This window comes from Tardiphaga sp. (assembly GCF_044336785.1).
Lineage (GTDB): Bacteria > Pseudomonadota > Alphaproteobacteria > Rhizobiales > Xanthobacteraceae > Tardiphaga.
Map to the genome: position 1 here is coordinate 20,587 of NZ_JBIIOT010000003.1, position 19,210 is coordinate 39,796.

Sequence of the window (19,210 nt, forward strand, 5' to 3'; positions counted from 1 at the left end):
TGGAGATTTTTGTCATGCGGACGTTGTTCGGAATGATCTTGGGTGCGCTGATCCTGGGCATTGGCGTCTATATGCACGACTCGATGGCAACGTCGACGGTGGCCAATGGCCAGACCGCGCAGGAGCGTCGCACCATCGTGAACTGGGATGTGGCCCAGACCAATTGGGAAGCCCTGAAGACGCGGACCAAGGAAGACTGGGCCAAGCTGACGGCACAGATGAAGTCGTAAGCCGGGCTGCGGAGGAAACGTAAGAGGGATCAATCAGACCGGTTCAAGCCGGCTTTCAAAAACGCTCCCGTTTTCGAACGGAAGCGTTTTTCTTTGTTACTTCTTCTCGGCCGCCGCCTTGCGCGCATCGGCGATCGCGAGCTTGAAATGCTCCTTGCTGATCGGGCCGGGAATGCGGAATTTGCCGACGATGAAGGATGGCGTGCCGCGGAAACCGAACGCGGTCGCCTGCTTGTCGATCTGCTTGAGCTTGGCGGCGATGGTGTCCTTGTTGGTCGCCAGATCCGCCAGCATGCGATCGACATCGATGCCGGCCTTGGCCAGCGTGTCGCGCGCGACCTGTTCGGTCAGCTTGGTGTTGAGGCTGATCAGCGCGTCCTGCGCCTCGATGAACTTGTTCTGGTAGCGCGTGGCCAGCACGAGGCCGGCGGCATAGACCGAGACCGGTCCGAGGATCGCCCAGTCTTTCGAGACGAGCCGGACATTGCCGTCTTCTTTCACCACGGCGCGAAGATCCGGCGCCAGCTTGCGGCAATACGGGCACTGATAGTCGAAATATTCAATGATGGTGACATCGCCCTTGGGATTGCCCGAGGCCGGAATATCGGGATCGCGCAGCACCAGGGATTCCTTGAGAACTTCGTCGTCCTCATCGGCGCCCGCTGCCGCCATGGCACGACCATTGGCGCCAAGCAGCATGGCGCCGCCAAACAGGCCAAGCGCGGCCCGGCGCGTCGGCTGGAACGTGGGGAAGTTAGGGTGGCTCATGATGTTCTCCGCAGACGCATCATGCGCCAATCGTCACGTCACATAGATATTGCGGGCCAACATATAGAGCGCCACGAGGATAATGATAATCGCAAAAACGACGTTCAGCGCCCCGCGCCGGACCGACAGCGACCGCGCCGTTGCGGTTCCGGCCAGCCCGCCGACGATGCCGCCGATGATGAACACCAGCGCCAGCGTCCAGGAAATCAGCCCCGACCACGCATAACTCAGCGCCGTCGTGAGGCCGAAGGCGGTGACGGCCACGAGGGACGACGAAATCGCGCTCATGATCGACATACCAGTCGCCAGCATCAGGGCCGGCACGATCAGGAAGCCGCCGCCGATGCCGAAAAAGCCGGACAAGGTGCCGGTCACCAGCCCGAGCCCCAGCAGCGCCGGTGTATTGGCCGAGCTGATCGCCACGCGATGTTCGCCGAGGCGCGACCGGGTCTTCAGCATCAGAAGCGCGATCATCAGCATCAGCACGGCGAACCACGCCAGCAGGTTCTGCCCGTCCATCTGCTTGCCGAGGATGGAGCCGCCGAGCGCACCGACGATGCCCGCCCCCGCAAACACCAGCGCGCAGGACCAGTGCACATTGCCACCGCGCGCGTGATTGCCGAGATTGATCGCCGCATTGGCAGCGACCGCGATGGCGCTGGTGCCGATGGCCACATGCGGATTGTTGACGCCGACCACATAGACCATCAACGGCACGGCGAGGATCGACCCGCCGCCACCGACGAGGCCGAGTGAAAACCCCACCAGTGCACCGGAGCCCAGCCCCAGCACGCCTTGCATCACCGTGATCATGATCCGCCGATTCGCGATTGCTACGGCCGCGACCTTAGTGGCGTTTTTCCCGCACCTCCATGCAGGGAAGCGCATGGTTCAGCGGTTTGTGAATTTTCGTGTGCACTCAACGCACCAGCAGCGTGACCGCAATCGGCACCAGCAGCGAGGTGACGAGCGCATTCAGGCTCATGGCGATGCCGGCGAATACGCCGGCCATGGCATCGACCTGAAACGCCCGTGCAACGCCGATGCCATGCGAGGCAAGGCCCACCGCAAAGCCGCGAGCACGATAATCGGTGATGCGCATCCGGTTCATCATCGGCGTGACGATGATGGCGCCCATGATGCCGGTGAGCACCACGGAGACGGCCGTCAGCGATGCATCGGCGCCGAGGGATTCGCTGATGCCCATGGCCACGCCGGCAGTGACCGATTTGGGCGCCAGCGACAGCGTGATCTTGTCGGGCAGGCCGAACGCCTTCGCCAGCGCCACCACCGAGACAATGGCGGTGATACAGCCGACCACCAGCGCCCCGAGCATCGGCACGATGGCGGCCAGCACCGTCTTGCGGTTCTCATAAAGCGGGACAGCCAGCGCCACCGTAGCCGGGCCGAGCAGGAAATGCACGAATTGCGCACCGCTGAAATAGGTGGTGTAGGACGTGCCCGTCAGCAGCAGGAAGACGGCGAGTATCCACATGGAGTGGAAGACGGGATTGGCGAAGGGATGCCGGCCTGTCGCCAGCGATAGCGCGTCCGCCGAGGCATAGACGAACAACGTCACCGTCAGCCACAGCAGCGGTTGCTGGGAGAGATAGACCCAGAGCGCGAACGGATTGCCGGTCATGACGCCTGCCGGCCCCGCGTCATCATCCGGCTGATGACCAGAAACGTGCCGACGGTGACCAGCAGCGTGATGACGACGGAGATCACCAGCACGCCCGCGATGGCGGCGCCATGCTCGGCGAGCAGATCGAGACGCTGCACCACGCCGACGCCCGCGGGAATGAACATCAGCGACAGATGCGCGAGCAACCCCTTCGACGCCGTCTCGACGCCGCCGCCTTGCAGCGGGCCGATCGCGAACAGAGCCGCACGGTCGCGCAGCAGCAACAGGATGAACAGCAGCAACATCCCGAAAACGGGACCGGGGATCGGCCAGGCCAAGCTACGCACGACGATCTCGCCGGCAAGCTGGCACAGCAGGATCAGACAAAGACTGGCAATCATGATGGCTCCGCGGGGGGTAACGAGGCGTTATCGCCCGCGGAGCGGAATATGTCGATCAGCCGAGCTGCACAGCAGGTCTGATTACGCGGCGCCCTTCAAGCGCTTGGTGCATTCGCTGTAATAGCCGCCACCCTTCTGGATCCACTTCAGGCCGCCATTGGCATTGCCGGTCTTGTTGGCGTTGTACTGGTCCACGCAAGTGTGCAGCCGCTGCTTGCCGGCGGTCTCCTTGGCGTATTTCGGATCGATCGCCGTTGGGAAAGTCGCGGGGACGGACGGAGCGGCGGGTGCCGCTGCCGGAGCTGCGGCAGCCTTGGGCGCGGCTGCCGGTTTGGCTTCGGCGGGAGCCGCAGCCGCTGTCGTGGCAGGTGGTGCGGCCGCGGCCGTAGCGCCGCATTCGGCCTTGCGGAAGTCATTCCATTTCTGGCCATTGAGCGTGCCGGCGGTCTTTGCCGCCTGATATTTTGCACTGCATTCTGCGGCGGTGAGCGCGCTGGCCGGCGAGGCCAACAGCGCCATTCCGCATATTACGAAGGCACTGGCAATTGCGGTGTGTTTGGTCATGTCGTGTTCTCCCTGGATACGAGAATGACGGAACTATCCTAGCCCAGCGGCCGCCCATCGCAATGACATCGCGGTGTCCGGCGAAAATTTTATCGTGACAGTCAAGTGTAGTTCATTCACGTCCCGTTCAGCCGCCGCGCCGGGCGAAGGACAGGTAGACCGAGTTGCATTTGTCGTCAGCCACGGACTTTGCCATAAAGCGAATTCCTCGAGCCGCCGCCGAATGTCCCCGCACATCGCTTTTCCCAGCCTCCTCCAGATCCGCACCACCATCGAAACGCTGATCGTCGGCACGATCGGCGGTGCGCTGTTCTATTGGGCAGAGTTGCCGGGCGGGCTGATCTCCGGCGCGATGGTGGCGGTCGCCGCCTATGGCATTGGCGGCCGTCCCGTCGGCCTGCCCCAGCCGCTTGCCCATGTGATCCTGATGACGCTGGGCCTGTCGCTGGGCTCGATGGTGTCGCCGGAGATGGTGCATAATCTCGCCGCCTATCCGGTGACCATCGCATTGCTGGCGCTGGCGACGTTCTGCGCCACCTTCGGCAGCAGCATCTATCTGCAGCGCGTCCATGGCTGGGATCGCACGTCGGCGCTGCTGGCGGGCAGCCCCGGCGCGCTGTCGCAGATCATCATGCTGGCCACCGAGCGCAATGCCGACGTGGCGGGCATCGCCGTGGTGCAGATTTTTCGCGTCATCATCCTCACCGGCATGGTGCCGCTGCTGCTCGCCGCCACCGGGCTTATGGGGCACGGCCCGCTGCCGTCGCGGGGACCGGAGGCGACACCGCTGGCTTTGCTCGAACTCGCCGCAGCGGCCGTCGTCGTTTCGCTGGTCATGAAGTGGATCCGGTTCCCGGCCAGCTGGATGTTCGGCGCGATGATGGCGTCGTCGGTGCTGCACGGCACCGGCGCCATCCATGGCACGCTGCCGCAATGGGCCTATATCGCGGCGCTGGTCGGCATCGGCACCCTGATCGGTTCGCGCTTCGGCAAGATCTCGCCGCGCACGATCCTCAGCCATGTCTGGGCTGCGCTTGGATCGTTCTCGGTCGCCATCGTCATCTCGGCAGTGTTCGTGACCATCATTGCACTGACAACCAATGTGAAACTCAGCGATGTCGTGGTCGCTTTCGCGCCGGGTGCGATGGACGCCATGCTGGCCTTGGCGCTGACACTACACATCGATCCGATCTTCGTCGGCGCGCATCATCTGTCGCGTTTCATCTATGTGTCGATCGTTACACCCGGCATCGTGCATCTGTTCGGCAAGGCACAGGACGACATCGACGACTAGGTCAGTCGCCTGATCACGGCGGCCGCAGACACATCGCGACATGATCGCGGCGCCATCCACAGCTCGCTGTGTGAAATGCGCAACGCCGTCGGCGAAATATCGCCCTCACAATGCAGCTTAGACCAATTCCATGGTCCGCGGTGTCGCGATACCAAATCGATCCAGCTAGACGCTCCGAGATCCAGACTCGCATTAAGGAACGGTCATGAATCTCGCCATCGGAAAAGCCACCAAGCAGGCTACGCTGCTTTGTACGGTCAGCCTCATCGCTTTGGCGATCGACCTTCCGCAGCAGGCATCAGCGCAGTCGACTCTGCCCGCCGTCACCGTCGATGCACCCAAGCCGCAGCAGCGTGCACGCAACACCACGACGACGTCCTCACGCACGGCCACGCGTGCACCCCGACGCGCTGCCGCGCGTCCCGCCGCAGTTCAGCCTGCGCCCGTCCCCTCCATCAATGAGCGCGCCTATGCCGGCAATTACGGTTATGTGGCCGGCACCGCGAGTTCGGGATCGAAGACCGATACCCCTTTGATCGATACGCCACGCTCGATCAGCGTGATCGATCGAAAGGAGCTCGATGATCGCGGCGTCAGCAATGTCGTCGAAGCCGTGCGTTACACCGCGGGCGTCGCCACCGGCACCTTCGGCTTCGATCCGCGCTTCGACTCGATCATGCTGCGCGGCTTTCCGGCCGTCACTTTCGGCGACTACCGCGACGGACTGCGCCAGCACGCCAGCAGCTTCGCGGCCTATCGCACCGAGCCATTCCAGTTGAGCAGCATCGAGGTGATCAAGGGGCCGGCTGCCGTGCTCTACGGTCAGTCGGTGCCCGGCGGCCTCATCGATCGCCGCTCCAAACTGCCTGTCGACAACCAGGTCAACGAAATCCATCTGCAGGCCGGCACCTATGGCCGCATGCAAACCGCGTTCGATGTCGGCGGCACCAATCCCGACAAGTCGCTGCTGTTCCGCCTGGTCGGCCTCGGCCGCGGTGGCGACACCAATTATGATATCGCCGACCAGCGTCTGATGCTCGCCCCCTCGATCACCTGGCGACCGAATCTCGACACCACCTTCACCGCCTATGCGCTGGTGCAGAAGGACGAGACTGACGGCAGCGTGGCGATGATCAATCGCGACAATGCGTTGCTGAAGATCAATGGCGAGACGGTGAAGCTGCGCACCAGCGATCCGAAATACGACTATATGCGCGTCGAGCAGGCCCAGGTCGGCTACAAGCTGGAACATCATCTCAACGACGTCTTCACGTTCCGCCAGCACACGCGCTTCAACACGCTGCATGCGGAGACCCGCTATCTCGCCGGCAGCTTTGCGACCCCCACCGCGACGACCTTCGACCGCTATGCGGTTTCGATCGGCGACGACCAGCACAGCATCCAGACCGACAACACCTTGCAGGCGGATTTCACCACCGGCCCGATCGTTCACAAGACCCTGTTCGGCGTGAACTACGACCAGAATACGTATAATTTCAAGCTGGGCTTCGGCAGCGTGGATCCGAGCTATGCCCTCAACATTCTCAACCCGGTCTACGGCCTGACCGGCACGACCCCCGCCTATGCGTCCGACACGCGTACCAAGCAGGACCAGGTGGGTGTCTATCTGCAGGACCAGATGCGCCTCGGAAACTGGCACCTGTCGATCAGCGGCCGCCAGGACTGGGCCGATCGCACACAGACCAATGCCTTGACGGGCGCCGTCACCGGCACTCAAAATGACAGTGCATTCACCTACAGCGCCGGCCTGCTCTATCACTTCGACAACGGCATCGCGCCCTATGTGAGCTACGCCACCTCGTTCCAGCCCGTCACCAATCTCGGCATCAACAACACCTTGCTGGCACCTGCCGAGGGCGAGCAGATCGAAGGCGGCATCAAGTATCAGCCGCAGCCGGACGTGCTGCTCACCGCATCGGTCTATGACCTCAAGGAGAAGAACGCCGCCAAGCTGGCCGGCGTCTTCAACGGCGTCCAATACTACGCTTCGGTGGGCGAGATCCGCGTCCAGGGCTTCGAGTTCGAAGGCCGTGCGCGCATCACGCCGGAGCTCGAGACGGTCACGACCTACACCTATTCCGACGCGCAAATCACCCAGACGACCATCGCTTCGGAACTTGGCAAGACGCCCGCAGTGACGCCGAAGAACATGGCATCGAGCTGGATCAACTACACCTTCCTGAACGGCCCGCTCGAAGGCCTCGGTCTCGGCGCCGGTGTCCGCTTCGTCGATTCGACCTGGACCACGAACGACAACACCTCACGCAACAGCGGCTATACGCTGTTCGATCTCGCGGCGCGTTACGATTTCGCCAAGCTGGGACCGAAGTTTGCGGGCTATCAGGCGTCGATCAATGCCAACAATGTTGCCGACGAGCAGGTTGCCGTCTGCAATGCCGGGTATTGCTATCTCAGCCAGGGACGCACGGTGATCGGCACGCTGCGCTATCGCTGGTAAGCCAAGCGACGGGCGGGGCCGCCGGCGGATCAGCGCCGCGCGGCCTTGCCCGCGCCCCACAGGGCGATGGCAGCCATCAATAGCGAGATCAGCACATTGTAGCCGGCCAGCGACAGGCCGAGAAAACGCCACTGCACATCGTCGCAGCGAATCACCTTCACGGTGTCGAGCTGTTGCAGCAGGCCACCGGCCTTGCCGAAATCGACGATCGGCCCGGAGCAATCCGTCGGCCCCTGCCAGAATTTCCACTCCACACCGGCGTGGTAGCCGCCAAGCACAGCATTGGCGAGCGCCGCTAGCGCCAGGATCACAAGACCCGCGACCAGCACGCCGCGCGGCGCACCGCGCGCGGCGGCGATCGCCACCAGCACGGCCAGCGGGATCGACAGATAATAGGCATAACGCTGTTCGAGGCAGAGCGGGCACGGGCGGATATCGAGCACCAGCTGGAAGAACCAGGCGCCTGCGATCGTGGCAATGGCGATGACAGCCACTGCAACCGCTGAGGTCAATGCGGGGTTCGAGCCGGACAACGAAGCGGGTGAGGAGGAAACGGCGGTCACATGGCTCTCCAGGGTGGTCATCGCCTCCTATCGCGGGCCCGCAGGACTGTCGAGACATCAGGGATCACACTGGCGGCATCACACCGGCTGTGCGGAGCGCCTTCTCCCGCCCATTCATCGGTTGACCCGCGGATCGTCCCGGTTATATTCCGCCCACTTCGCGGCGCCGGCATCCGGCGTCCGATGGCCCCTGTGGTGGAATTGGTAGACGCGCTCGACTCAAAATCGAGTTCCGAAAGGAGTGCTGGTTCGATCCCGGCCAGGGGCACCAATTCAGGCTTGTAAGCCCCTGAATGTCGGTGGCTATCGTCATTTCCATCGTGCGGCCCTACACAATCCACGACGTGGTGGCCTACACGCATGTCGTTCAGCGCTTGCGCCGACCAAAGAAAAACCCGCCAGTTAAGGCGGGCTTTCATAAAACGGTGCAGCCGTTTGTATGCTTTGTAGCTTCGTCCGCTTACATCGCGCGGAGATTATCGGCAGACGACTTGCCCGAACGGCGGTCGGCGACGATTTCGTAGCTGATCTTCTGGTTTTCGTTCAGCGTACCGAGGCCAGCGCGTTCAACTGCGCTGATGTGAACGAATACGTCAGCACCACCTTCATCCGGTGCGATGAAGCCGAAACCCTTGGTGCTGTTGAACCACTTAACTGTGCCGATAGCCATCTTCAGTTTCCCTTTGAACTGGGATCAGCGTTATCACGCGTTTGCGATTAAGCAAATGCATAATCGCTGCCGGGGAGGTCGAAAGCGGCTTAAACCGCGCGGATTGTGCTGATGGCGCCTGGCATGGCGGCGAAAAAGCCGTCAAATCAACGGCGAGCGGTTCCGCAGGGAGCGAGACGCGCCAGCCAAGGGTACCAATTCACGGCAGGCAGCCGCATCGCGCGTCCCGCCGTTAACAGCAATCCCTACCACGCCTTGATTGCACTGCCCGTTTCTGATGCGTTGGCCCGACGAGACCGACCCATCGGGAGGCCGAGATGACCATGCTCGATCGGCGAGCATTTCTTGCAAATGGTGCTGCGGCCGTGCTGCTGCAGCCATGGTCGGCCGCCGCCGCACCGCTTCCCGGACCATCGGATCTGTTTACCGACAGCGTAGGTGTCAATGTCCATATCAGCAGCGAGCCCTACGCTTCCAATTTCGATCGCTTTCACGATCTGCTGGCGACATCAGGCATCCGCCATCTCCGCGACGAATTGCGGCCGAGCAATGACCTCGCCCGCTGGCGGCTGCTGAACGAGCGCTCGAATATCCTGTTCAATATTCTGGTATCGCCCGCCACCAACACGGTGCCGGAGATGATGGCCTATATCGATGCGCTCGGCATCCAGCGCATCACCAGCATCGAGGGACAGAACGAAGGCGACAGCCCGTGGTTCATGTCGCTGCCGCTGGCAAAGCCCGGCTGGAGCAATGTTGTCGTCGACTATCAGCGCGAGGTGCATCGCGCGCTGCGTTCACGCTACAGCGTCGAGCAATTGCCGCTGATATCGCCGAGCGTGCTGAACTGGAAGCCCGCAGATGTGGCGCTGATACGCGGCGCTGCGCAATATAGCGATGCCGTCGCGATCCACTCCTATGTACAGAAGGCACAGGAGCCGGAAACGACCGACGACTACGCCGCCGTCTCCTGGTATCTTCAGAACATGCGCGACGCCTTCAAGGCCGGCGCGCCCGCGCTCGTCACCGAAATCGGCTATTGCAATGTGGTGAAGCCCGGCATTGCCGGTGTCGGCGAGGTCGCCGCGGGCATCTATTTTCCGCGCATGCTGCTCAACAATTTCCGTCTCGGTATTCTGCGTACCTTCATCTACGAATTCTGGGACGGCGGCACCGATCCCAATGAAGGCGAGCATCACTGGGGGCTGCTCCGCAATGACGGCACGCCGAAGCCGAGCTATCACGCGATCCGCAGCCTGCTGATTGCCCTGCAGGGCGCACGGCGCACCAATGACAGCCAGCTTCTGCGCGTGGCGACGCGCTCGCTCGAACTGAAACATCTCGCACTTCAGGATGCCCAGGGGCGGCCGATCCTCGTGGTCTGGCGCGCCGTGCGCTGCTGGGATGTCGCCGCGGCGGAAGACATCAATGTCCCGATGCTTCCGGTGGAAATTGCCGTCGATAGCCGCATCGCCTCGCTTACGCTCAACCGCCCCAATGACGGCAATGGTTCGCAGCGCATACCGGTGACGAATGGCATTGCCACGATCCCGCTCGATGGCCGTGTCGCCATCCTGCGCCCGACGGCTTGAACCGCACTGCCGCGCTAGGTAAGACGGCCCGTCTCTCCCCGAAATGACGGACTCTCCGGTAAATGACTGACGCGCCAACGGCCCCGGCCCTCCCCGCCGCGAAGCATGCATTCGACGTTCAGCTCGAAGATGGCGCCACCGCCAGCGTCCGTGTCTATGGCCAAAAATCCGGCAACAACCCGCGCGTGATCAGCAGCCACGGCAACGGCCTTGCGGCGGACGCTTTCCAGAGCTTCTGGCGGCTATTCATTCCGGATTACGAGACGGTCGTGTTCGACTTCCGCCATCACGGCCGCAGCAGCCCGTTCACCAAGCCGGTTGCAAACGTCTGGCCCCAACTGGTCCGCGACTATGATGCGATCATGCAGGGCATCACGCGCGAGCTCGGCGCAGCTCCGAGTCTCGGCGCCTTTCACTCCATGAGCGCACTGACGACGCTGCTGCACGCCTCCGAATATGAATCGCCCTGGATCGGCATCGTCGGCTTCGAGCCGCCGGCCACACCGCCCAGCCACTATCCGGAGTTCCAGCTCTTCCGCGCCGACAACAACCGGCTGGCCGATCGCACCATCAAACGCCGCTTCGAGTTCAACGCCGTCGAAGAGCTGTTCGACTCCTATCGCCGCAGCTCGGCGTTCGCCGGCGTGGACGATGCAGGCCTGCAGGCGCTCGCGGCATCGACGCTGCGCTGGAACGCTGACAAGCAGCTCTATGAACTCGCCTGTGCACGCGAATTCGAAGCGAGCATTTTCGCGATGCAGGATCTTCAAGGCGCGTGGGAGCGGATGTGCAAGATCGAGATTCCCGTGCAGCTCGTGGCCGGGCAACCGATGACCGGCACCAGCCCGTTCATCGCGATTGAAAGCGCTTTTGCGCGCGATGGCGGCTTCGATTTCGCAACCATCGATGACGCATCGCATTTCATGCAGATGGAAAAACCTGAAGAATGCGCAGCGATCGTGCGCAACTTTCACGCCGGGCTTTGATCGTCGGGCGGATGAGCCGAAGGCGTAATCCGCCGGCCGAGGTTCATAGCCGAAACTCCGCGGCGGATTACGCGAAGTTTATCATCGGGCGCGCTTCGCGCGAGCCGTCGGCTCATCCGCCCGACAAGTCTCACGCCAGTTCCATCTCGTCTGCACGTTTCCACGTCGGAAACGGATCAGGCAGCTTGGCCCAATCGTTGATCGCCATGCCGGGCTTGCCGTCCACCAGGCATGCATCAAGTCGGCTGCGTAGACCAGCTTCGTCCATTCCCGTGCCGATGAAGACGATCTCCTGGCGGCGATCGCCATAGATGTCGTTCCAGTTCTTCTTCAGCGACTGCCGCCAGGTGGGATCGTTCGGCCAGCGCTCCGCCGGGATATTGGCCCACCAGAAGCCCATGCCTTCGGTGCGCACGATGGCGCCGGCCTGGCTGAGTTCGCCGACCCATTGCGGTCGCGTCGCCAGCCAGAAATGGCCTTTGCTGCGGATCACCCCGCCCCAGCTCTCGCGCAGGAACGCCTGGAACTTCACGGGATCGAACGGCCGCCGCGCGCGATAGACGAAATTGCTGACGCCGTATTCTTCGGTCTCCGGCACATGATCGGCAAAGCCATAGAGTTCCTTGTACCAGAGCGGATGCTGTTGCGCCCGCTCGAAGTCGAACAGCCCGGTATCGAGCACGCGATCGAACGGCACATCGGCAAATTGCGCCTCGATGATCTCCGCTTCCGGATTCAGTGCGCAGATAATCTTTCGCGCGGCATCGCATTGGGCGGGGGTCGCGTCATTGACCTTGTTGAGCACGACGACATCCGCAAACTCGATCTGCTCCACCAGCAGATCGACCAACCGTCGCTGATCATTGTCGAGCGCTTCGCCGCGGTCCTCGAGCAAATCCGTCGACGAATAGTCCTTCAGCAGATTCACGGCATCTACCACGGTCACCATGGTGTCGAGCTTCGCCACATCGGAGAGACTGTCGCCGTTCTCGTCACGAAAATCGAAGGTCGCCGCCACTGGCAGCGGCTCGGCGATGCCCGTGGATTCGATCAGCAGGTAGTCGTAGCGTCCGCCTTCGGCCAGCGCGCGCACTTCCTTCAGCAGGTCATCGCGCAGCGTGCAGCAGATGCAGCCATTGGTCATCTCGACCAGTTTCTCATCCGTCCGCGAAAGATTGGCACCGCCATCCCTCACCAGATCCGCATCGATGTTCACTTCGCTCATGTCGTTCACAATCACTGCCACTTTCAGCCCGTGGCGATTGTTCAGGATGTGATTGAGCAAAGTGGTCTTTCCAGCCCCGAGGAAGCCGGACAGCACTGTGACGGGGAGTTTTCGCATCGAGATCAAACAGCCTGTTGAGGGCGGCGAAGCAGTGGGGTGTGTCGATTTCCATGAGCGCCGTCGATTTATGTTATGTTATAACGTTACATATTTGACGATCGCTTTGTCAAGGCGGTCCTGCGTCCTGCGCGGTGGCGCAAATAGATGCGAATGCATAGATGTCGGGTCCAACTGGAGCCTGCCCATGACCGCCTTGTCGATCCTCGATCTCGTCCGCGTCACCGAAGACACCAATGCGCGCAGCGCGCTGGACAATTCGAGGGATCTGGCCGGCCATGCGGAGCAATGGGGCTACCAGCGCTTCTGGGTGGCCGAGCATCACAACATGATCGGCATTGCCTCTGCCGCCACATCGGTGGTCATCGCCCATATCGCGGCAGGGACGAAGACAATCCGTGTCGGCGCCGGCGGCATCATGCTGCCGAACCATGCGCCGATCGTGATCGCCGAGCAGTTCGGCACGCTGGATCGGCTGTTCCCCGGCCGTATCGATCTCGGCCTCGGCCGCGCCCCCGGCACCGACCAGATGACCATGCGGGCGCTGCGCCGCTCGCTGCAGAATTCCGACAATTTTCCGCAGGATGTGCAGGAGCTGCAGGCCTATTTTGCAGAGGCCGGCCCCAACCAGCGACTGCAAGCCGTGCCCGCCGCCGGCACCAATGTGCCGCTGTGGATTCTCGGCTCCAGCAATTATGGCGCCCAGCTTGCCGCCGTGCTCGGCCTGCCCTATGCGTTTGCCTCGCATTTTGCGCCCGAGATGCTGCTGCAGGCGCTCGAGATCTATCGCACGCATTTCGAGCCGTCGGAGCAGTTGGCCAAACCGCACACGATGGTCGGCGTGAACATCATCGCGGCCGATACCGATGCGGAGGCCAAGCGACTTTGGACCACGCAGCAAATGTCCTTCACCAACATGTTCCGCGGCACCCGCGGCCTGAGCCAGCCGCCCATCGACGATATCGAGACCTATTGGTCGCCGGCCGAGAAGATGCAGGCCATGGGCATGCTGCGGCGTGCCATCATCGGCTCGAAGGAGACGGTCCGCGCAGGCATCGCGGCGCTGGTGGAAGAAACGAAGGCGGACGAGTTGATGATCGTGTCGGACGTCTATGAGCATCCGAAGCGGCTGAAGTCGTATCAGATGATTGCAGAGGCGGCCGCTGGCCTCGTCGAAGCGCCTGCAGCGGTGGCGTGAAGTAAGAGCCCCCTCACCCGCCGCGAAGACGCGGCGACCTCTCCCCGGTGGGGAGAGGTGAAGATCGAGCGTCAAATTAAACCCAGTGTTTGATAGTCGCATCGACGCTCAGATCACCTCTCCCCACCGGGGAGAGGTCGGATCGCCCTTGCGATCCGGGTGAGGGGGCTCTGCGCTAGAATGTGATCGTCGTGCGGACGCCAAACACTGCAGCGTCCTTGATTCGTTGCGTCTGTGTCGGATCGTTCGGATTCACGACACCGCCGCCGGGATGGATCACATATTGAAACACCGGCTGCACCGCGACGCCCGGCGCTGCCATGGCGATGTAGGTCGCCTCGAACACGGCTTCGAAATCGCGGATCGGCGTTTGAATGCCAGTAAAGCGCTGCACATCGCGATCGAACCCGCGGGCGCCGTCCGAGATCCGTCCATAGGTCATGGCGATGCCGAAACGGTCATCGGGGCGCGCGGCCGAGAAGCCCGAGACCTGGATGCCACCATCGAGATAGAAGCTGATCAGGTTGCGATCCGACGGGCTGAACGACGCCCGCGCGAAGAAACCGATCCCCTTGTCGCGGCCGAGGTCGCTGAAAGCGAGCCGCTGTTCGTAGACAGCGAAGATGCCGCGATTGCCACGCCGCATCAGCGGCTCGCCTGACCCCAGCGGATCGGCCTGGGAGAGGCCCTGCGCCGTCCAGCGCTCGTCGTCGAACTCATCGAAATGATACCAGCCGCCACCAGTGATCGCGCCGGGCAAGCCGGATGCGCCGATGCGATAATTGTAACGCAGCTGCCCGATTACCCATGGCGGATCATTGACGCGAAAAGCGAGACCGTTCGGATTGGTCCGCTGCGGATCGTCCGGCCCCGGCGCGCCCGCGCTGCCATTGAACACCGCGAGATAGGCGGTGAAGGCATCGGACAACAGTGCCTTCACGCGCACGCCCGGCACCGCGAGCGGCGGGGACGGTCCGCCCGCCGGCAGGATCACGCCGGTGATGCCGGGCCAGCCGAGGGCGGAATTGACGAAGATGTCATCATATTTGCTGTCGATGAATTCCGTGTCCGACGGTTGCTGGCCGACCTTCACGAAGAGTCGTCCGCCGAGCAGCGACTGCTCGATCCAGAATTCGTAGAGCCGCGTCGATGGCAGCGCCTCGATGCCGCTGACCAGCATGAGATTGCCGATATAGTCGCGCGACAGGCCCTGACCGTGAATCTGGAAAACGTTGCCGTGGAAGGTCGCGCCCTGCCAGCCCACAGCGCGGTCGAGATCGACATCCACGCCGAGATCGAGGCGCCCGTCATAAATGGTACCGCGCCGGATGCCGCCCGACGCATTCCCCAGCGTCTCGCCGATATAGGCCGCAGAGAATGCCACGCCCCAGTCATCAAGGCGTTCGTTGAGCGCTTTGAGCCCGCCATCGCGCCAGTCGCCGCCATGCGCGGAGGACAGCTGCATGCTGCAGCAGACCGCAAGGCCAGCAACGGCTTTCACAACGCGCGGCATCCAGCTTCGCAACACGCTGAGCATGACGCTTACCTGATGATGCCGATGCGCTTCATGATGAAATAGGCGGTCGCCGAGGACAGCATCAGAATTGCACACACCCAGATGAAGCCATTGTCGCCATCGACCAGCGGCATTGCCTTAATGTTCATGCCGAAGATGCCGGCCGCCAGCGTCGGCGGCATCAGCAGGGCCGTGAGCACGGACAGCACCCGCAGTGCTTCATTGCCGCTTTCGGCGATCTGCAGATGCAGCTCTTCCTGCAGCAACCGGCTGCGCTCGCGCAGTTCGACGATAATGCGATCGAGACCGTCCAGGCGCTGTGCCAGCTTGCCCGCACGCAGCTGCAGCGTCGGTTTGAGATCGACGCCCCCCTTTTGCTCGAAGCGCTGGAAGACAAGTCGCAGGCCCGACAGCTGACGATGCAGACGCACGCAGGTGCGGCGCTGCCGGCCGAGCGTTTGCAGCAGGTGGCGGGACTCGCCGGACACGACCTGTTCCTCGACTTCGTCGAGCGCAAGTGCAAGCTTATCGGCGACGCCGTCCATGGTATCGGCGACATTCTCGATGATGGTCTCGAACAGCGCCGCCATGCTGTCGATCTTCAGGCCCTGTTCGAGCGAGCGCCGCGTGGCATCCACCGCGCACAGCGCATGATGCCGACCACTGATCAGCAGGTGCTCGGTCATGGCGAAGCGCAGATAACCGGTGTCGTCATCGACGTCATGGATCTCGCGCAGCAGGTCCGAGATGACGCCATAGACGGTGTCATCGGCCGTATGCAGTTGCTGAAAACTGTCTTTCGACAACAGCAAGGCGCGCGCTGCGTCCGGCGCCTGCAGCGGCGCGTGCGTGATCCACTTCAAGGCACGCGCATCGGCGAGATTGAAATGCAGCCAGAGCAGCCCGTCGCGGGTAACGTCGATGCCCCGATCGATCGGCAGCGCCTCGGGCCGGCCATCCGCATGGATGCGAAAAGCCCAGACAAGGCCGGGAATGGCATCGTCCGGCGCCGGGGCAGCAATCTGCGTCGTGAAAATCGGCGTGTCTAACGACATCGGTAAATCAACAAAATTGCGAGTGAAAGGACGCCGATCTCTGCACGACGGATTTGAAGGCCGGATGACAGCGATCCCGCGTCATGCGCGGATGCGCCGCCACAAGGCGACGCATCCGCACGCACGGCTCAGAAGATGTGGGCGAAGATGAAATACAGCGCCGCCGACAGCGCGATGGCGCAAGGCAGCGTCAGCACCCAGGCCATCAGCAGGTTGCGGATGGTCGCCATCTGAAGGCCCGAACCATTGGCCGCCATGGTGCCGGCAACGCCCGACGACAGCACATGCGTGGTCGAGACCGGCAGACCGAACACATCGGCCGCACCAATGGTCGCAGCGGCCACGAGTTCGGCGGACGCACCCTGCGCATAAGTGAGATGCGTCTTGCCAATCTTTTCGCCGACGGTGACGACGATGCGCTTCCAGCCCACCATGGTGCCAAGGCCGAGAGCGATGGCGACAGCGATCTTCACCCAGTCCGGGATGAATTTGGTCGCCGCATCGAGCGAGCCTTTATAGGCATTGAGAGTTGCGACATCGTCCTTGCTGAGGTCGTTCTCCTTGTCCTTCATCAGAAAGCGGATGGCTTCCGATGTCAGATACATGTCGTTGCGGGTGTTGCCGACCTTCTCCGCCGGGACCTTGTCGAGGGTGCCATAGGTGCGGACCTGATCGCCGACATCCTTCACCAGCACCGCCAGCGATGGATAGGTACCCTCGGTGATCTTGCGAGCAGCCACATATTGCGTCACGGCCGGACGGGGATCGCCGATCACGCTGTGGCCAGCGCCCTTGGCGGCGATCACCTGCGACGCCTTCAGCGACGTCTGCTGGAATTGCTCGATGCGCGATTCCGGCAGCGCCCGGTTCAGCGCATAGGCGGTCGGCACGGTGCCGATCAGCACCAGCATGATCAGGCCCATGCCCTTCTGGCCGTCATTCGAACCATGCGCGAAGGACACGCCGGTGCAGGTGGCGATCAGAATGCCGCGGATCCACAGCGGCGGCGCCTTGTTGCCTTCCGGCGCTTCGTAAAGCGCTTTGTTGCGCACCAGGAATTTCAGCACCAGCAACAGGATTGCGGCACAGGCGAAGCCGAAGAGCGGCGACAGCAGCAGCGCGTAGCCGATTTCGGTCGCCTTGCTCCAGTCCACGCCCGACGTACCATCGCGGCCACGCATCAACGCATTGGCAATGCCGACGCCGATAATCGAACCGATCAGCGTATGCGAGGAGGATGCCGGCAAGCCGAGATACCAGGTGCCAAGATTCCAGATGATCGCGGCAATGAGCAGAGCGAACACCATCGCAAAGCCGGCGGATGAGCCAACCTGCAGAATGAGCTCGACCGGCAGCAGCGAGACGATGCCGAAGGCGACCGCGCCCGAGGAGAACAGCACGCCGAGGAAATTGAAGAAGCCCGACCAGACCACCGCGATCTCGGGCTTCAGCGAGTGGGTGTAAATCACCGTCGCCACCGCATTAGCGGTGTCGTGAAAGCCGTTAACGAATTCGAAGCCGAGCGCGATCAGCAGCGCCACGAACAGCAGGATGTAGGGCAGATAGCTGGTGACGCGCGTGCCGGTCGCCGCGACATCCGCATAGATGCTGTAGGCAACGAACAGCAGGCCGCCGGCCAGAACACCCAGAAACAGGATCAGGGCGAGCGGATTGAAGCCCTTGTCGAGATTGGGCCGCGATGCCGGCTCGATCGAACCGGATCCTGAAATAGGTTGGTTGAGTGTGAAATCGGTCATGCAACGCCCCTGCAGTTAACAGGCGTTAAGTTCTGCATGCCGTGTGCGAAGCGCGGATGACATCCGCGACAATCTGTCATGTCGCGACCGAAGCGCACATATAATTGGTAATTTGGTAGCGCCTAGATGGCCGCTGCGACCTTTTCCAGCCCGATGATCCGGGCCAGCGCACGCACTTCGCGCTTCTGGTCTTCACGCAGCTTGAACAGCAACGGCATTGCGGCCGCCTTCAGCTGCTGAACCTCGGTGCTGTCCGGGTCGATCGGCGGCGCATTGCCGGCGGCAGGCTTGCTGTCATGCATCTTCCGGGCGATGGCCCGCAGCGCGATCTCGATATCCGGCCAATGCGGCTCCTGCGACGCCGTCAGGTTAAGACGGCCCTTGATCGCTGCAATCTGCGCATCGCTGAGCAGCGTGTAGTTCTTGTGGCCGGCATTCTTGGCTGCAGCCGCCTTGGCCCGTGGATTCGGCTGCGGCACCACGATCGGCGGCAGGGCGGTCGCATTCTGCGGCAGGTCGACCGTTCCTTCGGTGGCGAAGGCCTGGCGCAACTGGTCCGCGGCCGGCCCCGCGTCGGCGGGCGCCAGCGATGCCATCATCGCAGCGGGCAGCCGATCCTTCTTGCCCTCGCGATTGGCGACGGGCCCGCGTGATACCGGCACCGTGCTCTGCGCGACATCGGATGACGACAACATCGGCACGCTGTCGCGGCCCAGAATGCTGGCCACGGCGACGCCGGTCAGCAACAGGCAGCCCAGGACCAGAAAGGTCAGCGTGCGCGTCAAGCCAGTCTCCGTTTGCGATGTCCCGGGGGGCTGTTCCAGCCCCCGTGGCCATCCTCCTCACAAATGGAGATTAATTAAGGCCTAACCATACCGCCCGAAGACGGCCGACCACCGGTTCAGGCGGCGTGTGACAGAATGCTGTATTTGTCCAGGAGGTAATAGGCGTCCTGAATATCGGACACGATCTCGGAAGCTTCCCACAGCGCATCCGGCCCCACCTGCTGCATGCTGATGGTCCAGTTGGCGCCCTGGCCGAGGCGTGGCGTCGAGATCACGTCGAACTGGACGCCGCGGCAGAGAAAACTGCGGCTGAAAGCCGTGGCGACGCGGGCGCGAATGTCGTCGAGCGTGGACGGAGTCCGGGGCAAACGGATGTCGCTATTCAT

19 protein-coding genes and 1 tRNA gene are annotated in these 19,210 nt (G+C 62.6%); 7 read left to right on the forward strand and 13 right to left on the reverse strand.

What is annotated here, in order from left to right:
* Positions 1-14: 14 nt before the first annotated feature.
* Positions 15-230: a hypothetical protein gene (locus ACIQ2A_RS01600; RefSeq protein WP_398475033.1), complete on the forward strand. Its 216-nt coding sequence runs from the start codon at positions 15-17 to the stop codon at positions 228-230.
* A 96-nt stretch (positions 231-326) separates the two neighbouring features.
* Here ACIQ2A_RS01600 and ACIQ2A_RS01605 read toward each other — a convergent pair whose 3' ends face one another.
* The 5 genes from ACIQ2A_RS01605 to ACIQ2A_RS01625 all read right to left on the reverse strand — a co-directional run bounded on the left by ACIQ2A_RS01605 (position 327) and on the right by ACIQ2A_RS01625 (position 3,587).
* A complete protein-coding gene (locus ACIQ2A_RS01605; protein WP_398475035.1) occupies positions 327-998 on the reverse strand; it encodes a DsbA family protein in 672 nt (223 codons plus the stop codon).
* 33 nt (positions 999-1,031) lie between these two features.
* Complete coding sequence (locus ACIQ2A_RS01610) at positions 1,032-1,811, reverse strand: sulfite exporter TauE/SafE family protein (protein WP_398475037.1); 780 nt, start codon at positions 1,809-1,811, stop codon at positions 1,032-1,034.
* 106 nt (positions 1,812-1,917) lie between these two features.
* The gene (locus ACIQ2A_RS01615) at positions 1,918-2,640 is read right to left on the reverse strand and encodes an LrgB family protein (protein WP_398475039.1); all 723 of its coding nucleotides are present in this window, start codon (positions 2,638-2,640) and stop codon (positions 1,918-1,920) included.
* A complete protein-coding gene (locus tag ACIQ2A_RS01620) occupies positions 2,637-3,023 on the reverse strand; it encodes a CidA/LrgA family protein (protein WP_398475041.1) in 387 nt (128 codons plus the stop codon). Before ACIQ2A_RS01620 ends, ACIQ2A_RS01615 begins: the two co-directional genes overlap by 4 nt.
* 81 nt (positions 3,024-3,104) lie before the next feature.
* Positions 3,105-3,587 (reverse strand): hypothetical protein, encoded by a 483-nt coding sequence (locus ACIQ2A_RS01625; RefSeq protein WP_398475043.1) that lies wholly within the window; start codon positions 3,585-3,587, stop codon positions 3,105-3,107.
* A 223-nt stretch (positions 3,588-3,810) separates the two neighbouring features.
* Between ACIQ2A_RS01625 and ACIQ2A_RS01630 the strand changes: the two genes are divergently transcribed.
* Together ACIQ2A_RS01630 and ACIQ2A_RS01635 are read left to right on the forward strand one after the other, a co-directional pair.
* Positions 3,811-4,881, forward strand: coding sequence for an AbrB family transcriptional regulator (locus ACIQ2A_RS01630; RefSeq protein WP_398475045.1), 1,071 nt, complete (start codon positions 3,811-3,813; stop codon positions 4,879-4,881).
* A 205-nt stretch (positions 4,882-5,086) separates the two neighbouring features.
* Positions 5,087-7,360: a TonB-dependent siderophore receptor gene (locus ACIQ2A_RS01635; RefSeq protein ID WP_398475047.1), complete on the forward strand. Its 2,274-nt coding sequence runs from the start codon at positions 5,087-5,089 to the stop codon at positions 7,358-7,360.
* A 29-nt stretch (positions 7,361-7,389) separates the two neighbouring features.
* Here the strand turns inward: ACIQ2A_RS01635 and ACIQ2A_RS01640 are convergent, their stop codons facing one another.
* Positions 7,390-7,944, reverse strand: a complete 555-nt coding sequence (locus ACIQ2A_RS01640; protein ID WP_398475049.1) for a disulfide bond formation protein B — start codon at positions 7,942-7,944, stop codon at positions 7,390-7,392.
* A 165-nt stretch (positions 7,945-8,109) separates the two neighbouring features.
* Here ACIQ2A_RS01640 and ACIQ2A_RS01645 point away from each other — a divergent pair.
* A tRNA-Leu gene (locus ACIQ2A_RS01645) sits at positions 8,110-8,194 on the forward strand.
* Between the two features lie 189 nt (positions 8,195-8,383).
* Here ACIQ2A_RS01645 and ACIQ2A_RS01650 read toward each other — a convergent pair.
* Positions 8,384-8,593 carry a cold-shock protein gene (locus ACIQ2A_RS01650; RefSeq protein ID WP_398475051.1) on the reverse strand — a complete coding sequence of 70 codons (210 nt, stop codon included), beginning with the start codon at positions 8,591-8,593 and terminating at the stop codon, positions 8,384-8,386.
* Positions 8,594-8,910: 317 nt separating this feature from the next.
* Here ACIQ2A_RS01650 and ACIQ2A_RS01655 point away from each other — a divergent pair, with 317 nt between their 5' ends.
* Positions 8,911-10,185, forward strand: a complete 1,275-nt coding sequence (locus ACIQ2A_RS01655) for a hypothetical protein (protein WP_398475053.1) — start codon at positions 8,911-8,913, stop codon at positions 10,183-10,185.
* Positions 10,186-10,247: 62 nt separating this feature from the next.
* A complete protein-coding gene (locus tag ACIQ2A_RS01660) occupies positions 10,248-11,171 on the forward strand; it encodes an alpha/beta fold hydrolase (protein ID WP_398475055.1) in 924 nt (307 codons plus the stop codon).
* A 130-nt stretch (positions 11,172-11,301) separates the two neighbouring features.
* On the opposite strand, the gene zigA is transcribed toward ACIQ2A_RS01660, so the two are convergent.
* Positions 11,302-12,513 (reverse strand): zinc metallochaperone GTPase ZigA, encoded by a 1,212-nt coding sequence (gene zigA / locus ACIQ2A_RS01665; protein ID WP_398475057.1) that lies wholly within the window; start codon positions 12,511-12,513, stop codon positions 11,302-11,304.
* A 187-nt stretch (positions 12,514-12,700) separates the two neighbouring features.
* On the opposite strand from zigA, the gene ACIQ2A_RS01670 reads away from it, so the two are divergent.
* Positions 12,701-13,711: an LLM class flavin-dependent oxidoreductase gene (locus ACIQ2A_RS01670; RefSeq protein WP_398475059.1), complete on the forward strand. Its 1,011-nt coding sequence runs from the start codon at positions 12,701-12,703 to the stop codon at positions 13,709-13,711.
* A gap of 175 nt (positions 13,712-13,886) precedes the next feature.
* Here the strand turns inward: ACIQ2A_RS01670 and ACIQ2A_RS01675 are convergent, their stop codons facing one another.
* The 5 genes from ACIQ2A_RS01675 to ACIQ2A_RS01695 form a co-directional block, all read right to left on the reverse strand.
* Positions 13,887-15,248, reverse strand: a complete 1,362-nt coding sequence (locus ACIQ2A_RS01675) for a carbohydrate porin (protein WP_398475061.1) — start codon at positions 15,246-15,248, stop codon at positions 13,887-13,889.
* 5 nt (positions 15,249-15,253) lie between these two features.
* Positions 15,254-16,282, reverse strand: coding sequence for a transporter (locus ACIQ2A_RS01680; protein ID WP_398475063.1), 1,029 nt, complete (start codon positions 16,280-16,282; stop codon positions 15,254-15,256).
* Between the two features lie 128 nt (positions 16,283-16,410).
* Positions 16,411-18,039 carry an inorganic phosphate transporter gene (locus ACIQ2A_RS01685; protein ID WP_398475065.1) on the reverse strand — a complete coding sequence of 543 codons (1,629 nt, stop codon included), beginning with the start codon at positions 18,037-18,039 and terminating at the stop codon, positions 16,411-16,413.
* Positions 18,040-18,161: 122 nt separating this feature from the next.
* Entirely contained in the window at positions 18,162-18,824 is a 663-nt protein-coding gene (locus tag ACIQ2A_RS01690) for a hypothetical protein (RefSeq protein WP_398475067.1), read from the reverse strand.
* 116 nt (positions 18,825-18,940) lie between these two features.
* Entirely contained in the window at positions 18,941-19,210 is a 270-nt protein-coding gene (locus ACIQ2A_RS01695) for a hypothetical protein (protein ID WP_398475069.1), read from the reverse strand.

Excerpts from the sequence above, each read along its gene's own strand:
- ACIQ2A_RS01655 (WP_398475053.1), top strand. The coding sequence starts at position 8,911 with ATGACCATGCTCGATCGGCGAGCATTTCTTGCAAATGGTGCTGCGGCC.
- ACIQ2A_RS01615 (WP_398475039.1), bottom strand. The coding sequence starts at position 2,640 with ATGACCGGCAATCCGTTCGCGCTCTGGGTCTATCTCTCCCAGCAACCG.
- ACIQ2A_RS01640 (WP_398475049.1), bottom strand. The coding sequence starts at position 7,944 with ATGACCACCCTGGAGAGCCATGTGACCGCCGTTTCCTCCTCACCCGCT.
- ACIQ2A_RS01605 (WP_398475035.1), bottom strand. The coding sequence starts at position 998 with ATGAGCCACCCTAACTTCCCCACGTTCCAGCCGACGCGCCGGGCCGCG.
- ACIQ2A_RS01680 (WP_398475063.1), bottom strand. The coding sequence starts at position 16,282 with ATGTCGTTAGACACGCCGATTTTCACGACGCAGATTGCTGCCCCGGCG.
- ACIQ2A_RS01630 (WP_398475045.1), top strand. The coding sequence starts at position 3,811 with ATGTCCCCGCACATCGCTTTTCCCAGCCTCCTCCAGATCCGCACCACC.
- ACIQ2A_RS01670 (WP_398475059.1), top strand. The coding sequence starts at position 12,701 with ATGACCGCCTTGTCGATCCTCGATCTCGTCCGCGTCACCGAAGACACC.
- ACIQ2A_RS01650 (WP_398475051.1), bottom strand. The coding sequence starts at position 8,593 with ATGGCTATCGGCACAGTTAAGTGGTTCAACAGCACCAAGGGTTTCGGC.
- ACIQ2A_RS01620 (WP_398475041.1), bottom strand. The coding sequence starts at position 3,023 with ATGATTGCCAGTCTTTGTCTGATCCTGCTGTGCCAGCTTGCCGGCGAG.
- ACIQ2A_RS01625 (WP_398475043.1), bottom strand. The coding sequence starts at position 3,587 with ATGACCAAACACACCGCAATTGCCAGTGCCTTCGTAATATGCGGAATG.
- ACIQ2A_RS01695 (WP_398475069.1), bottom strand. The coding sequence starts at position 19,210 with ATGAATAGCGACATCCGTTTGCCCCGGACTCCGTCCACGCTCGACGAC.
- ACIQ2A_RS01660 (WP_398475055.1), top strand. The coding sequence starts at position 10,248 with ATGACTGACGCGCCAACGGCCCCGGCCCTCCCCGCCGCGAAGCATGCA.
- ACIQ2A_RS01600 (WP_398475033.1), top strand. The coding sequence starts at position 15 with ATGCGGACGTTGTTCGGAATGATCTTGGGTGCGCTGATCCTGGGCATT.
- ACIQ2A_RS01610 (WP_398475037.1), bottom strand. The coding sequence starts at position 1,811 with ATGATCACGGTGATGCAAGGCGTGCTGGGGCTGGGCTCCGGTGCACTG.
- ACIQ2A_RS01675 (WP_398475061.1), bottom strand. The coding sequence starts at position 15,248 with ATGCTCAGCGTGTTGCGAAGCTGGATGCCGCGCGTTGTGAAAGCCGTT.
- ACIQ2A_RS01635 (WP_398475047.1), top strand. The coding sequence starts at position 5,087 with ATGAATCTCGCCATCGGAAAAGCCACCAAGCAGGCTACGCTGCTTTGT.
- ACIQ2A_RS01685 (WP_398475065.1), bottom strand. The coding sequence starts at position 18,039 with ATGACCGATTTCACACTCAACCAACCTATTTCAGGATCCGGTTCGATC.
- zigA (WP_398475057.1), bottom strand. The coding sequence starts at position 12,513 with ATGCGAAAACTCCCCGTCACAGTGCTGTCCGGCTTCCTCGGGGCTGGA.